Raw genomic sequence first — 19618 nt, forward strand, 5'->3', positions numbered from 1 at the left:
TGACGGCGGCCGCGTCGCCACGTGTCGCCCCGCTCGCATAGCTGGCGTCGGGACGCGGCGCGTCGGGACGCGTCGGGGCGCGTCCGAACTGATGGGATCAGTCGGTGGGGAATCGCCGGGCGACGGTGATCCGAATGGCGGGACGAGCTGGCCTGAATGTTCACTGACCGCGACAGATGGGTGCGCCGGATCCTTGAGCTGGATCCGGTGGCCGATCACCACGAGATCTACCGGATCTCCTCGGGGTACGAGTTCCCGTGGGACTACCGCCGGGCGCTCGAGTTCGCCCTGTTCCGGACCTACTGCGTCCCGACGATCTCGGCGCTGCTGGAGGCGACGGGTGAGTTCCGGGAGCGGCCGCAGAAGCGTTACGACGACACCGCCCTGCTGATGGGGGAGCTCACCGCCGTCGGCTACGACTCTCCGCGCGGCCGCGAGGCACTGCGGGTGATCAATCGGATCCACGGACGCTACGCCATCGACAACGATGACATGCGCTACGTGCTCACCACCTTCATCTACGAGCCGATCGACTGGATCAACTCCCACGGCTGGCGCCGGCTGACCGATCACGAGACCATCGCCGCGTTCCAGTTCTACCGTGAGGTCGGGCTGCGGATGGGTATCCGCGACATACCCGCCGACTTCGACGTCTTCCGCACCTTCAAACACGAGTACGAGCAGGAGACCTTCCGGTTCGCCGAGAGCAACCGCAGGATCGGGACGTACACGACCGAGATGTTCGCCGGCTGGTTTCCCGCCCGGCTGCGTCCGGTGGTGCGGGTCGGGGTGCGGTCGCTGCTCGACGAGACCATGCTGAGCGCCTTCGGATTCGACCCGGCGCCGGCATGGATGTGCCGGGCCGCGACGGGTTCGCTGCGGGCCCGTTCGGCCGTGATCCGGCGGCTTCCGCCGCGGCGGCGCATCAAGTTCGCCTGGGATCCCAGGACCCGCACCTACCCCGGCTATCCCGAGGGATACCAGCCGCGGGACCTCGGTGCCCCGCCCCCGCCCGAGACCCTCGACGAGAAATGGAGGAACCGACCGCTTTCGACCAGGTAGCGCGGTAGAACCATGCGGATCAGCCGTCCTGGCTCGGGCGGCTCTGGGCGGCCTCGTGTTCGTAGCCGCGCCACCGGCCGAGAATGTCGCGTTGCGCGAGAGCCTCCAGCCGGTCGGCTTCCTCGGGGTTGGCCGTGCCGAGCCGGGTGAAGCGGGACTCGGTCGCGGCGAACTCGCTGAACGGGATCGACGGGGCCCGGGAGTCGAGGGAGAACGGCTGCTCCTCCGCCCGCGGGTCGAAACGGTAGAGGGGCCAGTAGCCGGACCGCACCGCCGCCTTCTGGTGCGCCATGCCGTCGGTCATGTTGATGCCGTGGGCGATGCAGTGGCTGTAGGCGATGATCAGCGACGGGCCGTCCCAGCTGGCCGCCTCGTTGAAGGCCTTCACCGTGTGCGCGTCGTTGGCACCGAGCGCCACCTGCGCGACATACACGTCGCCGTAGGCCGCCGCGACCAGGCCGAGGTCCTTCTTGCGGGTCCGCTTGCCGCCGACCGCGAACTTCGCGACCGCCGCCCGCGGCGTCGACTTCGACGCCTGCCCGCCCGTGTTGGAGTACCCCTCGGTGTCGAGGACGAGCATGTTGACGTCGCGCCCGGAGGCGAGCACGTGGTCGAGGCCGCCGAAGCCGATGTCGTAGGCCCAGCCGTCACCGCCGACGATCCACACGCTTTTCGCGACGAGGTCGTCGAGGAGGGCGTCCAGCCGGGCGGTGGGCCCGTTCCGGGCGGCGTGCTTGCTGCCCGCCAGCCGGCGTCGCAGTTCGGCGACCCGGTCGCGCTGGTCGGCGATGCCGGCCTCGGTCGACTGGTCGGCGTCCAGGATCGCCTCGACGAGCTGGTCGGCGACCAGAGCCCCCTCGGCGCGCAGCAGCCGGCGGGCCTCCCGGGCCCGGGCGTCGAGCGCGAGGCGCATGCCCAGCCCGAACTCGGCGTTGTCCTCGAACAGGGAGTTCGCCCAGGCCGGGCCGCGGCCGTCGGCGTTGGCCGTCCACGGCGTGGTGGGCAGGTTCCCGCCGTAGATGGACGAGCAGCCGGTCGCGTTCGCGACCACGATGCGGTCACCGAACAGCTGGGTGAGCAGTTTCAGGTAGGGCGACTCCCCACAGCCGGCACACGCCCCGGAGAACTCGAACAGCGGCTCCCGCAGTTGCGAGCCACGGACGGTGGCCGCCGAGGCGAGCCGCGGCTCGACCGCCGGCAGGGTCTCGTGGAAGGCCCAGCTGGTCCGTTCCTCGGCGAACCGGGAGTCGGCGTCGACCATGTCGAGCGCCCGGTGGTCCGGCATCTCACGGCTCTTCGCCGGGCACGCCTCGACGCAGACACCGCAGCCGGTGCAGTCGTCCGGCGCGACCTGGATCGTGAGCCGGTACTCCCCGAGCCGGGGGTCCTTCGGGCGGGTGTGCCGGAACGACGGCGGGGCGTCGGCGAGCCGCGCCGGGTCGAACAGTGTCATCCGGATCGCCGCGTGCGGGCAGACGATGGCGCACTTGCCGCAGCTGACGCACAGCTCGGGATCCCAGACCGGGAGCTCGCGGGCGATGCCGCGCTTCTCGTACCGGGCCGTCCCCACCGGGAACGTGCCGTCGACCGGCAGCGCGCTGACGGGGAGCAGGCCCCCCTCGCCGGCCATGATCCGCGCTGTGACCTGCCGGACGAACTCGGGTACGTCGCCGACCAGGCGCCTGCGCGCCGGCCCGGTGACGGTGCGGTCGCGCAGGTCGACCTCGCGCAGCGCGCCCAGGGCCGCGTCCACGGCCGCGGTGTTGCGGCGCAGGACTTCCGCTCCGCGCTTGCGCTGGCTGGCGAGGACGCCCTCCTTCACCGCGGTGACCGCCTCGGCCGGCTCGAACAGGCCGGACAGCCGTAGGTAGCAGGTCTGCAGGACGGGGCTGACGATGCCGGGTATGCCGGCCGTCGCCGCCACCCGGTCGGCGTCGACGACGAACAGCCGTACGCCCCTGGCCAGCAGGTGCCGCTGGGCCTCGGCCGGCAGGTGGTCCCACACCTGATCCGGTGGGTACGAGGTGTTGATCAGGACGGTGGCACCCTGCCCGGCCACGGCGAGGACGTCGACCCGGTCCAGCAGCGACCACTGGTGGCAGCCGACGAACTGGGCGTCCCGGATCAGCCAGGGCGCGTCCACCGGCCGTGGCGCCAGCCGCAGGTGCGACACCGTCATCGAGCCGGACTTCTTGGAGTCGAACACGAAGTAGGCCTGCGCGTGCAGCGGCGTGTGGTCGCCGACGATGCCGGCGGTGGTGCGGGTGGCGCCCACGGTGCCATCGCTGCCGAGGCCGTAGAACACGGCGCGCCGGACGTCGTCCGGCTCCGGGAACCCGTCCTCGTCCGCGGGCAGGGACAGGTGCGTGACGTCGTCGTCGATGCCGACCGTCACCTCGCGCCGCGGGTTCTCCCGCGCCAGCTCCTCGAACACCGCCGCCGCCATCGCGGGCGTGAACTCCTTCGACGCGAGCCCGTAGCGGGCACCGATCACCCGCGGCATGCGCCCGGGCCGCTCCGCGAGCGCCGCCAGGACGTCGAGCCGCAGCGGCTCGCCCGTCGCGCCCGGCTCCTTCGTCCGGTCGAGGACGGCTACCGAACGCACCGTCGGCGGCAGGCAGGCGAGGAACGCCGCACTGTCGAAGGGACGGTACAGGCGGACCTGGACGAACCCGACCCGCTCGCCCCGCGCCATCAGCCGGCTGACCGCGTCGCGCACCGCCGACCGGCCCGACCCCATGATCACCGCGACCCGCTCGGCCTCCGGGTGGCCGTGGTACTCGAAGATGCGGTAGGCCCGGCCCGTCGCCGCGGCCAGCTGGTCCATCGCCCGCTGCACGGCGCCCGGGACGGCGGCGTAGTAGGTGTTGGCCGCCTCGCGGGCCTGGAAGAACGTGTCGGGGTCCTGGGTGGTGCCGCGGATCACCGGGTGGTCCGGGGACAGCGCGCGGCGGCGATGAGCGTCGACGTGGGTTTCGGACAGCAGGCCGGCCAGCGTCGGGTCGTCGAGCAGCGTGACCTCGTTCAGCTCGTGCGAGGTGCGGAAGCCGTCGAAGAAGTGCAGGAACGGCACGCGTGTCTCGAGAGTGGCCGCGTGCGCGACCGCGGCGAGATCGTGCGCCTCCTGCGGAGACGCCGAGGACAGCATGGCGAAGCCGGTCGACCTCGCCGCCATCACGTCGCTGTGGTCACCGAAGATCGACAATGCCTGCGTGGCCAGGGTCCGGGCGGCCACATGGAGAACCATCGGCGTGAGCTCGCCGGCGATCTTGAACATGTTGGGCAGCATCAGCAGGAGTCCCTGCGACGCGGTGAAGGTGGTGGACAGCGCACCCGCCTGCAGGGCGCCGTGGACGGCGCCGGCGGCGCCGCCCTCGCTCTGCAGCTGGACCACCTCGGGCACCCCGCCCCACAGGTTCGGGCGTCCCCCGGCCGCCCACACGTCGGCGAGCTCGCCCATTCCCGAGGCAGGAGTGATCGGGTAGATGGCGATGACCTCGCTTGCCCGGTAGGCCACCGAAGCGGCCGCCTCGTTGCCGTCGATCGTCTTCTGCCCCATGCAGCCAGACTGCATGGGCCGGAGCCGAAGTGGCGAAGGACGTCGTCCCGTACGCCCAGGATGTACAGCACGGCGACCCGACTGCCGAATGTCATCGGCGTCCGGGTGATCTGCGGCAGAATCCGGGGCGATATCGAACCTCATCACCAACTGCCACGACCCGGTCCTGAACGCGGTCGGGCCGGAGAAGCAGGAGGCACCCGCACGTGTCCGGGGACGGTATGTCAACCGCTGCCTCCGGGCTGTGGTTCGGTGCCCTCGGGCCGCTGGAGGTGCGGCTGGACGGCGTGCCCCTGCGGCTGCACGGCCCCCGTGAACGCACCCTGCTCGGCCTGCTGCTGTCCCGGCACAACCGGGTCGTGTCGGTGCCAGGGCTGATCGACGGGCTGTGGGGGGCCACGCCGCCCCCGACCGCGGAGAAGACCCTCCAGGGCAACATCTCCCGACTGCGCCGGGTACTGGAGCCCGGCCGGTCCTCGGCCGAATGGCAGGTGCTGGTCACCACCGCGGCCGGGTACAGCCTGCGTGCCGGTCCCACCGCCGTCGACGTCGGGCAGTTCGAATGGCTGGTGGACGGGGCGCGGCGGGCCCGGGACGGCGGCTCTGCCGAGCTTGCGGCAGCCAGACTGCGCCGGGTGCTGCGGTTATGGCGCGGGGACGCCTACGAGGACCTCGGCGAGGCCGCGTTCGCGGTGGCGGAGCGTCGCCGCCTCGACGAGCAGCGGCTCGCGGCGATCGCGGACCGCATCGACCTGGACCTCGCGCTGGGCGAAGCAGCCGCCCTGGTCGGGGAACTGCGGCGGCTGGTGACCAGCCATCCGCTGCGGGAGCGCTTCTGGGGCCAGCTGATGGTCGCCCAGTACGAGTCCGCCGGGCAGGCCGAGGCCCTGGCCGCGTACCACTCGGCACGCCGGCACCTGACCGACGAGCTGGGCGTGGATCCGGGCGCGCGGCTGCAGGCGCTGTACGCCGCCATCCTCGCCGGTGCTGACTGCCCGGTGCCGAGCCCGGTCCGGCCGCGGCCCGTGCCCGCCGCTATCGGTGCGGATCGCAACCCGCTGGCCGGGCGGGAGGCGGACCTGCGCTGGCTCGAACGAGCCTGGGATCGGGTCCTCGACAGCGACAGCGGTGACGTGGTCATCGTCGAAGGCGAAGCGGGGATGGGTGTCAGCCGCCTGGTGGCGGAGTTCGCGCGCCGGGTGGCGGCCCGTGGCGCCGACGTCGTCCTCGGCCTGGAGAACCTGCCGGTCACCTCTGCCGAGGAGCTGGCACGGTCGGCCGCGGAATGCCCGACGCTGGTGATCGTCGATGATCCCGGCGAGCACTCCGCCGGCGACCGCGACCCGTGGGATCGGATCGCCGGCGACGTCGCCGGGCTGCCGGTCCTCGTCGTCGTCACCGCCAGGCCTTCGGGGCGGCTCGGCGCGGGCGGAGCGTGGCGTGCGCTGCGGCTCGGCCCACTGGCCCCCGAGCAGCTCGCCGAGATCGTCGCCAGCTACGTCCACGGCGACGAGCTGCCGGCCGCGCTCGCGGCGGTGGGCGCGTCCAGCGCCGGCGTCCCCCGCAGGATCCACGCCGACAGCGCGGCCTGGGCCGCCGCGCGCGCCGCGCAACGGGTCGGCGAGACCGCGGCGAAGGTGGAGACGGGCCGACGGGAGCTGGACGCCGCCGAGCGCGCGATGATCGCCGAAATCCTGCGCCTGAGACAGGCGCGGATGCGCCGTGCCGAGGGTGAGCAGCTCGAGCCTGGCGCGAGTACCGGGGGCGGTGCCAGCGGCTCGGAGGCGATCAGCCCGGGTGGCCCGGACGGCACCAGCGCCGTGGACGGCACCGGCTCCGCTCTGGTGTGCCCGTACAAGGGCCTGGCCCGCTTCGACGAGGAGGACGCCCGCTACTTCTTCGGCCGGGACCGGGTCATCGACCAGCTGGTGACCAGGTGCGCGGCGGCGGCCCTGCTGGCCGTCGTCGGCCCGTCCGGCTCCGGGAAGTCGTCGGTGGTGCGGGCCGGGCTGGTCCCCGCGCTGCGGGCCGGCGTCCTCCCGGGAAGCGACTGCTGGGACATCCGCGTCGTGCGAACGGGCGCGATCGGCGTGGCCGACCTGGCGATGTTCGACACCGATCGGGCCGACGGCCCTGGCGCCACCGACGCGGGCGTGGCCGACGTGACGGCTGTCGGCCCGCAGGCCGGGGGAGTCGGGGCGGGTGCCGGGCCGGCGTCCGCCGTCCGCCTGCTGGTGTTGGACCAGTTCGAGGAGGCGTTCACCGCCTGGCGGGACGGCGACCGGGAGCTGTTGATCGACAAGCTGGTCCGCGCGCTGCGGCGGGAGGACGGGCGGCTGCGCGTCGTCCTCACCGTGCGCGCCGACTACTACGGGCGTTTCGCGCGTTACCCGGAGCTTGCCCGCCTCGTCGACAACAGTGTGCTGGTCGGCCCGATGACACCCGACGAGCTGCGGCAGGCCGTCGAGCGGCCCGCCCGGGTGGCCGGCCTCGAGACCGAGCCGGAGTTCATCGACACCGTGCTGGCCGACGCGCACCACGAACCCGGCGTGCTGCCGTTGCTGTCCACCGCCCTGCTGGCCACCTGGGAACGTCGTGACGGGCGGGTCCTGTCCGCGGCCGCCTACCGGGACGCGGGCGGGGTGGCCGGCGCGCTGACCAGGCTGGCCGACAGCGTCTACGAGGCGTTCGACACCGACGGCCGGGCGGCCGTCCGGCGTCTTTTCCTGCGCCTGGCCACCCCGGGCGAGGGCGGGGCCGAGACCCGGCGCCGGGTGCCACGCGCGGAGCTCGCCGACATCCCGCGGATGGAGGCGGTGCTCGCTCAGCTGATCGAGCGGCGGCTGGTCGTCGCCGCCGACGGCACCGTCGAAGTGGCGCACGAGGCGCTGCTGCGCGAGTGGCCCCGGGTACGCGACTGGTTGGACGCCGACCGCGACGGGCGCAGGGTCCACCGGCATCTCACCGAGGCCGCCACCGCCTGGGACACGGCCGGGAGGAGCACAGCCGATCTCTACCGGGGCGCCCGGTTGACCGGCTCGAGCCGTCCCGCGAGACCGAGGCGGGCCTGCAGAACGTGCTGGCCCGCACGCCCGCGCGCCTCGATCGGATCATCCGCTTTGACGGGCAGGGCCTGCTGCCGGCCGCGCTGCCGCCGTCGGTGAGTCGGGACGGACGCCTGCTCGCCGAGCCCCGCCGTGACGGCACCGTCCGGATCTGGGATCTGCGCACGAGCCGGGTGCTACGCACCCTGCGCTGGCCGTCCGGCCGCCAGCTCGCGATCTTCAACGGGGACGCCACCCTGCTCTCGGCCGGCGGCAACGACGGGACGGTCGTCGTGTGGAACGTCGCCGACGGGCGGATCGTCGGCGCCCCGATCAGAGCCGGTAACGCCCTGGCCTACGGGCAGTTCGACCCGCGAGATCCAACCCGGATGTTCGTTGTCGGCGGCTCCGGAGAGATCACCCTGTGGGACCGGTCGCGTCCCGATGCGCCGAGGCAGGTGGGCGCACCGCTGCGGTTCCCGGCGAGCCCCGGGGCGATCCCGATCGTCCCGATCAACGCGGACGGGACCCGGCTCGCCGCCGGCACCTTCGGCGGCTCCACCACCCGGATCTGGGACGCCCGCACCGGCCAGGTGCTGCGGGACCTCGACGGCGCACCAGGGTTCTTCGGCCCGGACGGTGCCACGCTGCCCACCACCCTCGGCGACCGGGTCACCGTATGGGACGTCAACACCGGCCAGCCGCGGTTCCCCCCGCTGACCGGGTTCACCAACGCCACCCCCGGGATCGTCATCAGCGGTGACGGCCGCCGGATCGCGGCGAACGACGGAGCGACCTTCATCCGCGTGCTCGACCTGCAGTCCGGCCGGGAGGTCGCGGAGCTTCCGCTGCACGAGCACGCGGTGGTCCCGTCCGCGTTCCTCCCCGACGGCCGCCTGATGACGAGCGGCGTCGCCGAGGCAGCGATCTGGCGGCTGGACGACGACTCGTCCCAGCTGGGACGGACGATCGGCGGCCACGACGGCCGCGCCACCGGCCTGATCATCGCAGATGATGACGAGATAATCACCCTGGGTGTGGATGATCGGCGGGTGCTGGTGTGGGACGTGGCCACCGGCGCGGCGAAGGGGCCGTTGCTCGGCGGGGCGGTAGCGGCCCCGGCCACGATCAGCCCGGACGGGTCGACGATCGCGGGGGTGGGCCGGGATGGGCGGTTCCGGCTATGGAACCGGAGCAGCGGGGCCGAGATCGCTGTCCTCGGGCCGCCGTCGCCGTCCACCCTGGCCAAGCCGACCACGGCGTGGAGCCCGGCCAACGGTCGGCTCGTGACGGCCATCGGCGGCGTGGTCCAGTTGTGGGACGTGAGTGATCCGCGCCATCCCCACCAGGTCGGGCGCCTCGGCCGTGCGGACCAGGCACCCGGGACGGGACAACCTCCGGAGAACCCGCCGGACGAGCTGCGGCCCTCCTTCAGCCACGACGGGCGCTGGCTGGCGGTGGAGGACACCGCCCGCCGGACCGTCACCGTCTACGACACCGCCACCAGCGCCGCCGTGTGGACACGGCAGCTGGACGCCGTCGGGCCACCGGCGCTCGCCTTCTCCCCGGACGACTCGACCCTCGCCGTCGGCTACGGCACCGTCGCGGCCGGCGTCGTGGACTTCCGGGACGTCCGGACCGGTGACCTGCGGCGAACGCTGCGGACCGGCTTCAGCAACGGCGGCGTCGAGTACCTCCGCGACGGAAGCGTCGTGATGACCACCAGCGATGTGGGCGATCACAGCGTGGCCCAGCTGTGGGACTCCACCAGCCTTGAGCCGATCGGTGAGCCGCTCCCGCAGCCGGGCGGCGCCTACTCCATCACCCGCGCTCGGGGCGGCACCCTCGCGATCACGGGCACCACCACCGGCTTCATCCAGATCTGGGACGTCGGCATCGATCACTGGATCGCGACCGCCTGCAGCATCGCCGGCCGCAACCTCACACCCGCCGAATGGAACCGCTACCTGCCCGGCGAGCCCTACCGGCGTACCTGCCCGCAGTGGTCCGACGGCGCGTGAGCGGGTCGCGGCCGATCAGCAGGGCTGGTCCCGGACCACCTTCCGCCCCGTTCCCGCACCCGGCCCGCCGGCCCGCCCGGCTTCCCGCCGGCCTACCGCCCGCCTACCGACCTGCTCCCGGTCGGTCCGGCCGCACGCTGCGCACCCCGAATCCCGCGGCCACCGCTCCTGCCCCCTGAATGCCAAACCCCGCCGCGAACCCCACCGTCGACGTCCAGACGATCAGAATGGCCATCCCGCAGGCCACGAGAAGGCAACCCGCGGCCAGTAGCGCCTGGCCGTGACCACTCAGCCGCTCCCGGCGAGACGCCGAGCGGTAGAGATGGCCCCCGACGAGAACAAGGTGGGCGCCGCCGGCCGCGATGATGACGCTTCTTCCGGACCGAGCCTCGTAGACACCGGGATCGACATCCACGGCGGCGCTTTCCCTCGCAATGCTCACCAGGCAGAGAACTCCGTATATCAACATTGTTGATCCGCTGAGTATGGCGAGCACTCCGGCCAGTCGCATCCCCCTCGACGCGTCCTGCATCACGTGCTCACCGCGTCCGCACCGCCATCAGGTCGCCACGTACTCACCATTGCGCCGCGGCGCCGCCCGGAGGCTGCGTCGCCGTCACATCCGGACGATGGCAACTGCCGGTTGCAATGCGGTGGCAAACCGGTTGTGAGGCTCGAACCGAGGTTGACCACCGCTTCGCAGCCAGCCGACAACCAACGGCGGCCACCATGGCCGTCGACCGCCGATACGGGGGAGGGTGTGATGAACCAGCGAACGGCAACCACAACGGCCGGGACGGTGCCCGAGGACGGGAGTCCGCCGGCAGCGGGGAGAGCCCTGTTCGACCGCGCGAGCCAGGCCCATCGGCGAGGGCAGCCCGATGAGGCACTGGAACTGCTCGACCAGCTTCTGGCCGACGAGCCCGAAAACGTCGCGGCCCAGTACGCCCGTGCGATCTGCCTGGCCGACCTTGGTCGGACGAGGGAGGCGACCGCGCAGTTCCGCGCCGTTCTGGCGCGGGATCCGAGGCATTACGAGGCGGCTTACCAGCTGGGCCGCGCCCTGCAGGCCACGGCCGACCTGACCGGCGCCATCGACGCCTACCGAGCGGTCCTGGTAGCCGGCAACTACCGGGATACCGCAGCTCGACTGCGGGACTGCGGGAACAGCCTCCTGGCGGCCGAGCGTGGCCACTCGAACGCCTCGGGGCGGTACGGCGCCCCGGCGGCTGGCCCGGCCCCCGGGGAGGGGCCGACCCCGCTTCGCACCCGGATCGATGCCCAAGGCGTCGTTGACCGCGGCATCCAGGTCGGTCTCGTGCGCCTGCAGGCCCGCAACCTCGTCCCGCGGGCGATCGCCGTCCTGCTGGGCGCGGGCACCCTGACCCTGGTGCTCCTGAGCATCCTGTTCGCCGCCTTCAGTCAGCGGGACAGTCATGTTTCCGCTCCGGTCCTGACCGATCTCGCCGTCTCGCACCGCGTCGCGCTCAGCTACGCGATCTTCGCCGTCTCGATCCTGCTGTGCTCGCAGTTCGCCCGGACAGCGGCGGCGCTGCTCGCCGTCGCGGTGGTGGCAGTGATCGGGACGACCCAGGCAAAGGTCGTGCACACACCACACCTAAGGGTGACGGGATCGGGATTCTCCGTCGGCCCGCTTCTGGACTACAGCGGAGGGTCGTTGTTCCTCCGGTACTACACATTGTCCTGGACCGCGATCTTCCTCTACTTTCTCGGTGCGGCGGCGGTGATTGCCGCCTGCCGGCACCTCAACGGAGCGGTCCTGTACGAGTACGGCCTGGACGTGCGCGACGGATTCCTTCGGCGATCGGTTCAGTTCATCTGGTACTACCAGATCACCGAGCCGCCCATCTACCGTCGGACGATGACCAACTATCTGGCGAACACGGCATCGATGAGTATCAGTTACAACGAGTCCGGTGCGGCGTCGGTGCGGAAGATCGACCTGACTGCCATCGGCAAGCCGGCCGATGTGCTCCTGCTGGGCAGACGCCTGGAATCCCGGGTCATCGTCGAGCGGGCGCGCTTCCGAGGGCCGTGGACCTGACCGCGAAAATCTTCGAAATAATACGGATTTCGGATTTCGCTGAGTGGCCGGATCTATTCGTTGGTAAGGAGTGCGGAAGATGGGTGGCAGGGGAAGTGGTTCCGGCAGAGGAGGGTTGCCCCGGTCCGGCGTCGGCGGCCCTCGGTGGCGGGTCCCCGGTCTTGGTCGGGCGCCCGCCTCGAACAGGCCCGCTGCCGGCGATCAGCGCGGCAATCAGTCCGGCAGGGCACCTACCGGCCAGGCCGGGGGCGCCGGGCGAGACGCTGCCGGATCCTCCAGGGCGCAGCAGCAACGATCGCCGGGCCGGGAAGCCGGGCCCCAGACCCGCCCGCAGGCAGGAGGAGGCGGTACGCCGGCGAGCACCGCAACCGGATGGCAGCCCCAGCAGACGAGCGAGATCGGCAGCTTCCGCGGAATCTCACCCGTCCCGCCCATTCCGCCCGTCGCACCGTCGCCGAGTCCGGCGGGCCCTGACGCGGGTGTTCCGATCAACCCGCGGGATGCGGCGGATGCGGGCGCCCCGGCGCCGCGGCCAGACTCCGGCGGTCATCCGCACATCCCTGCTGGCAGGAGCCAGAAGACGGACCAGCAGGCGGCAGCCTCGGCCGACGGCAGGGATGATTCGGCGGGCAGGCACGAATCCTCCGATCAGCAGCCGGGCGATACCAACCCCGTGGATGGTCCGGCCCAGGCCGATGTGCCACCCATCCAGGGTGGGGACGACGCCGGCGCGCCCTATCCGACCGGGGGTCCGAACGAGCCCGCCACGGCGGAGCAGGTCGAGCCTCCGGCCGGCGTCACAGGCACGATCGCCGGCCCATCCGGCGACGGTGACGGCTACGTACCGCCTGGCGCACCACTCGACGCCGGTGGCTCCGATCCGGGGGTCGTCCTGTTCGACGGTGCTGACTATGTCACCCAGCAGTCCGACGGTTCCTGGGTCGCGGGTCATCTCGACTCGACCGACTTCGTCGCTGGTGTCCCCGGTGGTTGGACCGCGGGGGCTGAAGGCGGCTACCTTCCGGCGGGGAGCGGGTTCGGTGCCACCGCGGATCCTGACCACGGCGGCGATGCCGGCGCGAACGGCACTGACCCGGGGACCGTCCAGTTCAACGGCGCGGGTTACATCGCCCCGAACGGCGACGGGTCCGGATCAGTTGGCCACATCGACGGCGCCACCTTCGTCACCGAACACCCTGGCGAATGGAGCGCACCACCTCCCGATTTCGCCCCGCATTACTGACCTTTAATCCGTGGGGTCGAATAGAGGGTCGGGGGTGTCACGATCGGCTCCTCCTGACGTTCCCGCCCGCGTGACCAGGCTTCGGCCGCGCCCTTGCCAGGCGCGACCGGAGCACGGTCATGAGCCGACCGTCGAACCCGGAAGGACCACGATGACACCCCTGGAGATCTCGTCGGAACACGTGCGCGACCTGCTGCGGCGGGGCCAGGAGATCGCGCTCGTCGACGTGCGCGAGGAGGCGCTGTTCGCGCAGGGACATCCGCTGTGGGCAGCGAACATCCCGCTGTCACGCCTTGAGTTGGATGCCTGGGGGCGCATCCCCCGGCGCGACACTCTCGTGGCCGTCTACGGCGACGCCACCGCGACGGCGGAACGGGCCCACGAGATCCTGGTCGAGCTCGGATACACCCAGGTGCGCCGGCTTCGACCGCGTGCTCATCGGGTACAGCAGCGGATCGGTCGACAACCTCCAGGTCGCGGCCTACGCGGCGGCGCACACCGAGCGCCTCGGATACCTGGTCGCGCACCGGCCCGGAGTGGTGTTCCCCACCGTCGCCGCGCGCTACTTCGCCTCCCTCGACAACTTCTCTGCCGGCCGGGTGGCGATTCACATCATCACCGGCGGCAGCGACGCCGAGCAGCGGCGTGACGGCGACTATCTCGACAAGGACGAGCGGTACGACCGCACGGACGAGTACCTGGAGGTGGTCCGCAGGACGTGGACCGCCACCGAGCCCTTCTCCCACCACGGCCGGTACTACCAGCTTGAGGACCACCTGTCCGCGGTGCCGCCGGTGCAGAAGCCGCACCTGCCGATCTACTTCGGCGGGTCGTCCGCGGCGGCCTACCGGGTGGGCGGCAAGCACGCCGATGTCTTCGCGCTGTGGGGCGAGCCGCTGGCCGAGACCGCCCAGCAGATCGCCTCCGTCAACGCCGCCGCGGCCGCGGCCGGCCGGACCACCCCGCCGCGCATCAGCGTGTCGTTCCGTCCGATCCTCGGTGCCACCGAGGAGCTGGCCTGGGAACGGGCGCACCGGATCCTGGCGTCGACCAGGGAGAACGTGAGCAAGGCCGCCGAGTACTTCAAGGAGTTCCGCGGCTTCAGTGGCAACCGCGACGCGCCGCAGAACGTCGGCTCGCAGCGGTTGCTGGCCGCCGCGGCCAAGGGCGAGCTGCACGACCGTGCGCTGTGGACGCCGCTCGCGGCGGCGATCGGCGGCGGCGGGAACTCCACGGCGCTGGTCGGCACACCGGAGACGGTGGCGGCGGCGTTGCTCGACTACGTCGACATCGGCGTCACGACGTTGTTGATCCGGGGCTACGACCCCTATGACGACGCGATCGACTACGGCCGGCACCTGATCCCGCTGGTGCGCGAGGAGATCGCCCGGCGCGACCGCGGCGAGGCGGCCCGGCGCGACGACGTCGCACCGGTGCCGGCGGCGCTGGCCGCGGCGCCCCGTGCCGGCGACCGCTCGCCGCAGGCCGCCGACGCGGCTGTGGGCGGTGCCGCGCGATGACCATCGAGATCATCGGCATGGTCGGCACCAAGGACATGTCCGAGACCCGAAAGACCTTCGACGGGCCGGTGGTCGACACCGACTACCTGACCCGCTTCGCCCAGGCGCATGACGAGGCCGGGTTCGACCGCGTCCTGATCGGCTACGGTGCCACCGGTCCGGACGGCTGGGCGATCGCCTCGCACGTGCTGTACTCGACGCAACGGCTCGGCGTGCTGATCGCGCACCGGCCCGGCTTCGTGGCGCCCACCCTGGTCGCCCGCAAGCTCGCCACGCTGGACGCGCTGACCGGTGGCCGCGGCCGGGTCGCGATCCACCACATCACCGGTGGCAGTGACACCGACCAGCGCCGTGACGGCGACTTCGCCGACCACGACACCCGCTATGAGCGGACCGCCGAGTTCATGAGCGTGCTGCGGCGCGCCCTGACCTCGGAGGTGCCGTTCGACCACGAGGGGCCGTTCTACCGGTTCGAAGGCGCCTTCAGCTCGGTCCGGCCGACGAGCCCCGGCGGCGTCCCGCTGTTCTTCGGCGGCCAGTCGGCGGGCGCGGTCGCCGCCGGCTCCGCGCACGCCGACGTCTACATGCTGTTCGGTGAGCCGCTCGAGCAGACCGCCGAGCGGATCGCCCTGCTGCGGGCGGAGGCCGCCAAGCACGGCCGAACGCTGCGGTTCAGCCTGTCGACCCGACCGATCGTCGCCGACACCGAGGAGGCGGCGTGGGAGCGCGCCGAGGCGATCCGGGCGGAGACCGCCCGGCGGATCGGTGCCGGCAACGGCCTGCTCGCCGCGAAGTACTTCGGCGAGCAGAAGAGCATCGCCTCCGACCGCATGCAGGACGCGGCCTCCCGGGCTGAGGTTCACGACGAGCGGCTGTGGTTCGCCATCACCGCGCTGACCGGTCCGGGCGGGAACTCGTCCGGGCACGTCGGTACGCCCGAGCAGGTGGCCGAGGCACTGTTGAAGTACTACGACCTCGGCATCGACCGGTTCCTGATCCGTGGCTTCGATCCGCTCGACGACGTCCGGCTGTGGGGAGGAGGGCTGGTACCGGCGCTGCGGGCCGGAGTGGCGGCCCGTGACGCCGGGCGGGGCACGCCGGTCGCCGTCCCGGCGTGACGCGGCACGCGCCAGCCGAGCGGAGACGGTACGGCGGCTGGCCGGTCCTTCCCCCGGGCTCGTCCCGGTACCCGTCCCGCCCTCCGTCTCCCGCCTGCCGGCCGCGGCGGCCGGCCCCACCGCGGCACTCCCGGTGAGGGGCGGACCGGGACTGGCCCTGGTGACGGCGGCGGTGGGGCGCCACCGGCGGCTGATGGCCGCCGGGATCGGCGCCGGCCTGCTCTGGACGGCGACGAAGCTCGCCGCGCCGCTGCTCGTCGCGCACACGGTCGACGCCGGGGTGCTCGGCGACGACTCCGGCCAGCTGTGGCTCGGGGTCGTGCTCTTCGCCGGGCTGGCGGTGGTCGGCGCCGGGTTCGCCGGGCTACGTCGTTACTACGGGCAGTGCCTCGCCTACGTGGTGGAGGCGGACCTGCGGGACCGGCTGCTGGCGCGGGTGGTGCGGCTGCCGGCGGCGTTCCACGACCGGCACCCCAGCGGCGTCCTGGTCGCCCGGGCCACGACCGACCTGCAACAGGCCCAGCAGCCCGTGATCAACATCCCGATCATGGTCTCCAACCTGGTGATGCTGGTCGGGACGGCGATCCTGCTGGCCCGGATCGACCCGGTGCTGACGGTGGTCGCGATGGCACCGGCCGTGGCGGTGTTCGCGGTCGCCGTCCGGTTGACCCGGCGGCTGGGGCCACGGGCGTTGGACCTGCAGTCCGAGCTCGGCGTGCTGGCCAGCACCGTGGAGGAGTCGATCGCCGGGGTGCGCACCACCAAGGGCCTCGGTACCGAGGACGACGAGCGGCGCCGCGTCCGCGACCAGGCCGGTCAGGTGCAGCGGGCGGCGCTGCGGCTGAACTCGGTCCGCGCGACCTATCTGCCGCTGGCCGAACTGCTTCCGGCGTTCGGCCTGGTCGGTGTGCTGTGGATCGGCGGGCTGCGGGTCGCCGACGGGGCTTTGACGGTCGGCGAGCTGGTCCAGTTCAGCTACTTCGGGCTGTTGATCGTCGGCCCGCTGCGGATCGCCGGCATGACCGCGTCCCAGCTGAAGCGCGCGGTGGTGTCGGCCGGGCTGGTCGCCGCGATCCTCGACGAGGAGCAGGAACCGACCGCGGCGCGGGCCGCGGCCGGCGCCGCGGCCGGAACCAGGGCCGGAAGCACGGCCGACCCCGGAGCCGAGACCACGGCCGGAGGCACAGCCGGCACCGCGGCCGGCGCCTCCGGAAGCACGGCCGGAACCGCGGCCCGAACCGCCACGACGGGCACGACGGGCACGGCCCGGGCGGCAGCCCGGAGGACCGCCCCGGCAACGGCGCCTGTCTCGGCGGCCGCCGGGCCCGGCGGCGGGCTTGAGGTGCGGTTCGAGGGGGTGACGTTCGGCTACGCGCCGGGTCGTCAGGTGCTCCGGGAGCTTGACCTGGTGGTGCCGGCCGGCGAGTGCGTCGCCGTGGTCGGTGCGACCGGCAGCGGCAAGTCCACCCTCGGCGCGCTGGTGCCCCGCTTCTACGACGTCGGCGCCGGCCGGGTCTGCGTCGGCGGCCGCGACGTCCGGGACTGGTCGCTCGCCGACCTGCGCGCCCAGCTGGGCGTCGGGTTCGAGGACGCGTTCCTGTTCAGCGGGACGGTCCGCGACAATCTCCGGTTCGGCGCGCCGGAGGCCGATGACGAACAGCTCCGGGCGGCGGTCCGGCTCGCCGGGGCGCAGGACGTGGTGGCGGGCCGGCCGGGCGGCTACGACGCGCTGGTCGGCGAGCGTGGCCTCGGCCTGTCCGGCGGCCAGCGACAGCGGCTGGCGCTGGCCCGCACCCTGGTCGCGGACCCACCGGTGCTGCTGCTGGACTCGCCGACCAGCGTGGTGGACCCGACGAAGGAGGCCGAGATCGTCGCCTCGCTGGCGACCGTGGTCAGGGGACGGACGACGATCCTTGTCGCGCACCGGCCCGCCGTCATCGGCCTCGCCGACCGGGTCGTGCTGCTCGAAGGCGGCCGGGTCGCTGCCACCGGCACCCATGAGGACCTGCTCGAGAGCTCGCCACGCTATCGGCAGGTGCTGGTCGCCCACTCCGGCGACCTGGACGACCCCGACCCCGACGCCGACCCCGGCCCTGGTCCCGACCCTGGCCCTGGGGCGCCGGCGGGCCGTGGCGCCCTGGCAATGTCATGACGTCCCCGACCGGTGTGACTCCGACCGGCGCGACCCGGACCGGGACCACCCCCGCCGGCGGCCCGCCGGCAGGCAGGCCGTCGCCGCCGGGCCGTGGCAGCCTGCTGGCGCGGACGCTGACGCTGCTGCGGCCGCGCTGGCCGGCGGTCGCGCTGGCGGCGCTGCTGCTTGTCACGACCACGGCGACGGCGTTGGCCGGGCCCTGGATCCTGCGTTACGCCATCGACGAAGGTCTGGTCGGGGACCGGCCCGACACCGGCGTGATCACTCGCGCCGGCATGCTCTACCTGGGCCTGGCCGTGGCTGGCCTGGTGCTCGCCCGGCTGCAGGTCGAGCTGGTGGGGCGGATCGGCGAGTGGTTCGTGCGCGAGCTGCGCAGCCGCACCGTCGACCACGTCATGTCAATGTCGGTGCGCTACTTCGACCGCACCCCGGCGGGGACCCTGGTGTCCCGGATGACCGCGGACGTCGACGCGCTGCAGGACGCCGTCCAGCTCGGAGTCGTGCCGTTCGCGCAGGCGGTGCTCACCCTCGCCTTCCTGGTCACCGTGCTGGTCGCGTTGTCGTGGCAGCTCGCGCTGGTCTGCCTGCTGCCGGCGGCGGCGCTGGTCGCGGCGACGGTGTGGTTCCGCCGCGCCTCCCGCTCGGCGTTCGCCCGGGTGCGTGACCGCGTCGCGGACACCGTGACCGAGCTGACCGAGCGGCTCGCCGGGCTTCGGGTGGTCCGGGCGTTCCGCCAGGAGCCCGCGGCGACCGCGTCGTTGCTGGGGCGCAGCGGCCGGCAGCTCGACGCCAACGTCACGGCGGTGCGGATCCAGTTGGTCTACCTCACCGCCATGGAGTTCGCGACCGTCGGGAGCATCGCGGCGGTACTGGCCGCCGGAGGCGCCCTCGCCGCACGGGACGCGGTGACCGTGGGCACCCTCAGCGCCTTCGTGCTCTACCTGCTGCTCGCCTTCGAGCCGGTGCAGTCGCTGAGCTTCCTGGTCACGGTGCTCGAATCGGCGGCCGCGGCGCTGCGTAAGATCTACGGCCTGCTCGACGAGCCGGTGGACCTCCTGGAGGGCACCCGGGAGCTGCCGGACGTCGGTCCGCTCCACGCCGAGGACGTCGGTTTCCGGTATGCCGACGGTCAGCCTGAGGTCCTGCGCGGGGTGCGCCTGACGATCAGGCACGGCGAGCGGGTGGCACTGGTCGGGCCGACCGGCGCCGGCAAGTCAACGCTCGCCAAGCTGATGGCACGGCTGTTCGACCCCACCGCCGGCCGGGTCGGCTACGCCGGCGTGGACCTGCGGGACGTGACCCGGCGGGCGCTGCGGTCGCGGGTCGTGATGGTCGCCCAGGACGGACAGCTGACCAACGGCACGCTGGCGCACAACCTGCTGGCGGTGCGGCCCGGCGCCACCCGCGAGGAGCTGGCCGGTGCGCTGGCGTCGGTCGGCGCCGGCGGCTGGCTCGACAGCCTGCCCGACGGCCTCGCCACCCAGGTCGGCGAGGGCGGGGCGCTGCTGTCGGCGGGCGAGCGGCAGCTCGTCGCGCTCGCCCGTGTGTGCCTGCTCGACGCGGACGTCGTCGTGCTCGACGAGGCCACCTCCGGGCTGGACCCCGGAACGGAGAAGCTCGTGGAGGCCGCGGTGGCCGCGGCAACGGCCGGCCGGGCCGTGCTCATCGTCGCCCACCGGATGTCGACGATCCGTGGCGCGGACCGGGTCGTCCTCGTCACCACCGACGGCGTCACCGAGCTCGGCTCTCACGACGAGCTGCCAGTGCCGTCGTAGCCGTCTCCAAGCCCACAGGGCGCCGGCGGCCGGGTGCGGGCACCAGCGAGATCCAG

General features: G+C 72.8%; 11 protein-coding genes and 1 pseudogene. 10 read left to right on the forward strand and 2 right to left on the reverse strand.

From position 1 onward, the window contains the following. Positions 1 to 156 precede the first annotated feature (156 nt). Complete coding sequence (locus AC559T_RS13780; protein WP_131628150.1) at positions 157 to 1062, forward strand: oxygenase MpaB family protein; 906 nt, start codon at positions 157 to 159, stop codon at positions 1060 to 1062. A 19-nt stretch (positions 1063 to 1081) separates the two neighbouring features. Here the strand turns inward: AC559T_RS13780 and nifJ are convergent, their stop codons facing one another. Then, entirely contained in the window at positions 1082 to 4621 is a 3540-nt protein-coding gene (nifJ, locus tag AC559T_RS13785; protein ID WP_498868939.1) for a pyruvate:ferredoxin (flavodoxin) oxidoreductase, read from the reverse strand. Positions 4622 to 4842: 221 nt separating this feature from the next. Here nifJ and AC559T_RS13790 point away from each other — a divergent pair, with 221 nt between their 5' ends. Then, a complete protein-coding gene (locus tag AC559T_RS13790; RefSeq protein ID WP_498868940.1) occupies positions 4843 to 7785 on the forward strand; it encodes an nSTAND1 domain-containing NTPase in 2943 nt (980 codons plus the stop codon). Further along, entirely contained in the window at positions 7698 to 9686 is a 1989-nt protein-coding gene (locus AC559T_RS13795) for a WD40 repeat domain-containing protein (protein WP_498868941.1), read from the forward strand. The genes AC559T_RS13790 and AC559T_RS13795 overlap by 88 nt, the downstream gene beginning before the upstream one ends. A 103-nt stretch (positions 9687 to 9789) precedes the next feature. Here AC559T_RS13795 and AC559T_RS13800 read toward each other — a convergent pair whose 3' ends face one another. Then, complete coding sequence (locus AC559T_RS13800; RefSeq protein WP_368954133.1) at positions 9790 to 10221, reverse strand: hypothetical protein; 432 nt, start codon at positions 10219 to 10221, stop codon at positions 9790 to 9792. Between the two features lie 228 nt (positions 10222 to 10449). Here AC559T_RS13800 and AC559T_RS13805 point away from each other — a divergent pair, with 228 nt between their 5' ends. The 7 genes and pseudogenes from AC559T_RS13805 (at position 10450) to AC559T_RS13835 (ending at position 19562) form a co-directional block, all read left to right on the forward strand. Beyond that, complete coding sequence (locus AC559T_RS13805; protein ID WP_498868942.1) at positions 10450 to 11751, forward strand: tetratricopeptide repeat protein; 1302 nt, start codon at positions 10450 to 10452, stop codon at positions 11749 to 11751. Positions 11752 to 12424: 673 nt separating this feature from the next. Then, the gene (locus AC559T_RS13810; RefSeq protein WP_498868943.1) at positions 12425 to 12994 is read left to right on the forward strand and encodes a hypothetical protein; all 570 of its coding nucleotides are present in this window, start codon (positions 12425 to 12427) and stop codon (positions 12992 to 12994) included. A gap of 151 nt (positions 12995 to 13145) precedes the next feature. Further along, a pseudogene (locus tag AC559T_RS13815) lies at positions 13146 to 13358 on the forward strand (rhodanese-like domain-containing protein); the annotation flags it as partial. A gap of 67 nt (positions 13359 to 13425) precedes the next feature. Further along, positions 13426 to 14514 (forward strand): LLM class flavin-dependent oxidoreductase, encoded by a 1089-nt coding sequence (locus tag AC559T_RS13820; RefSeq protein WP_498868944.1) that lies wholly within the window; start codon positions 13426 to 13428, stop codon positions 14512 to 14514. Further along, on the forward strand, positions 14511 to 15632 hold the full coding sequence (locus AC559T_RS13825; RefSeq protein WP_498868945.1) for an LLM class flavin-dependent oxidoreductase: 1122 nt from the start codon (positions 14511 to 14513) through the stop codon (positions 15630 to 15632). Before AC559T_RS13820 ends, AC559T_RS13825 begins: the two co-directional genes overlap by 4 nt. A 160-nt stretch (positions 15633 to 15792) precedes the next feature. After that, positions 15793 to 17784 carry an ABC transporter ATP-binding protein gene (locus AC559T_RS13830; protein WP_498868946.1) on the forward strand — a complete coding sequence of 664 codons (1992 nt, stop codon included), beginning with the start codon at positions 15793 to 15795 and terminating at the stop codon, positions 17782 to 17784. Further along, entirely contained in the window at positions 17781 to 19562 is a 1782-nt protein-coding gene (locus AC559T_RS13835) for an ABC transporter ATP-binding protein (protein ID WP_498868947.1), read from the forward strand. The genes AC559T_RS13830 and AC559T_RS13835 overlap by 4 nt, the downstream gene beginning before the upstream one ends. Positions 19563 to 19618 lie beyond the last annotated feature (56 nt).

Source organism: Frankia sp. Hr75.2, assembly GCF_949319125.1.
In the GTDB taxonomy this organism is placed as follows: domain Bacteria; phylum Actinomycetota; class Actinomycetes; order Frankiales; family Frankiaceae; genus Parafrankia; species Parafrankia soli.

Coding starts and splice junctions, on each gene's coding strand:
- nifJ (WP_498868939.1), bottom strand. CDS start 4,621: ATGGGGCAGAAGACGATCGACGGCAACGAGGCGGCCGCTTCGGTGGCC.
- AC559T_RS13805 (WP_498868942.1), top strand. CDS start 10,450: ATGAACCAGCGAACGGCAACCACAACGGCCGGGACGGTGCCCGAGGAC.
- AC559T_RS13835 (WP_498868947.1), top strand. CDS start 17,781: ATGACGTCCCCGACCGGTGTGACTCCGACCGGCGCGACCCGGACCGGG.
- AC559T_RS13790 (WP_498868940.1), top strand. CDS start 4,843: ATGTCAACCGCTGCCTCCGGGCTGTGGTTCGGTGCCCTCGGGCCGCTG.
- AC559T_RS13825 (WP_498868945.1), top strand. CDS start 14,511: ATGACCATCGAGATCATCGGCATGGTCGGCACCAAGGACATGTCCGAG.
- AC559T_RS13780 (WP_131628150.1), top strand. CDS start 157: ATGTTCACTGACCGCGACAGATGGGTGCGCCGGATCCTTGAGCTGGAT.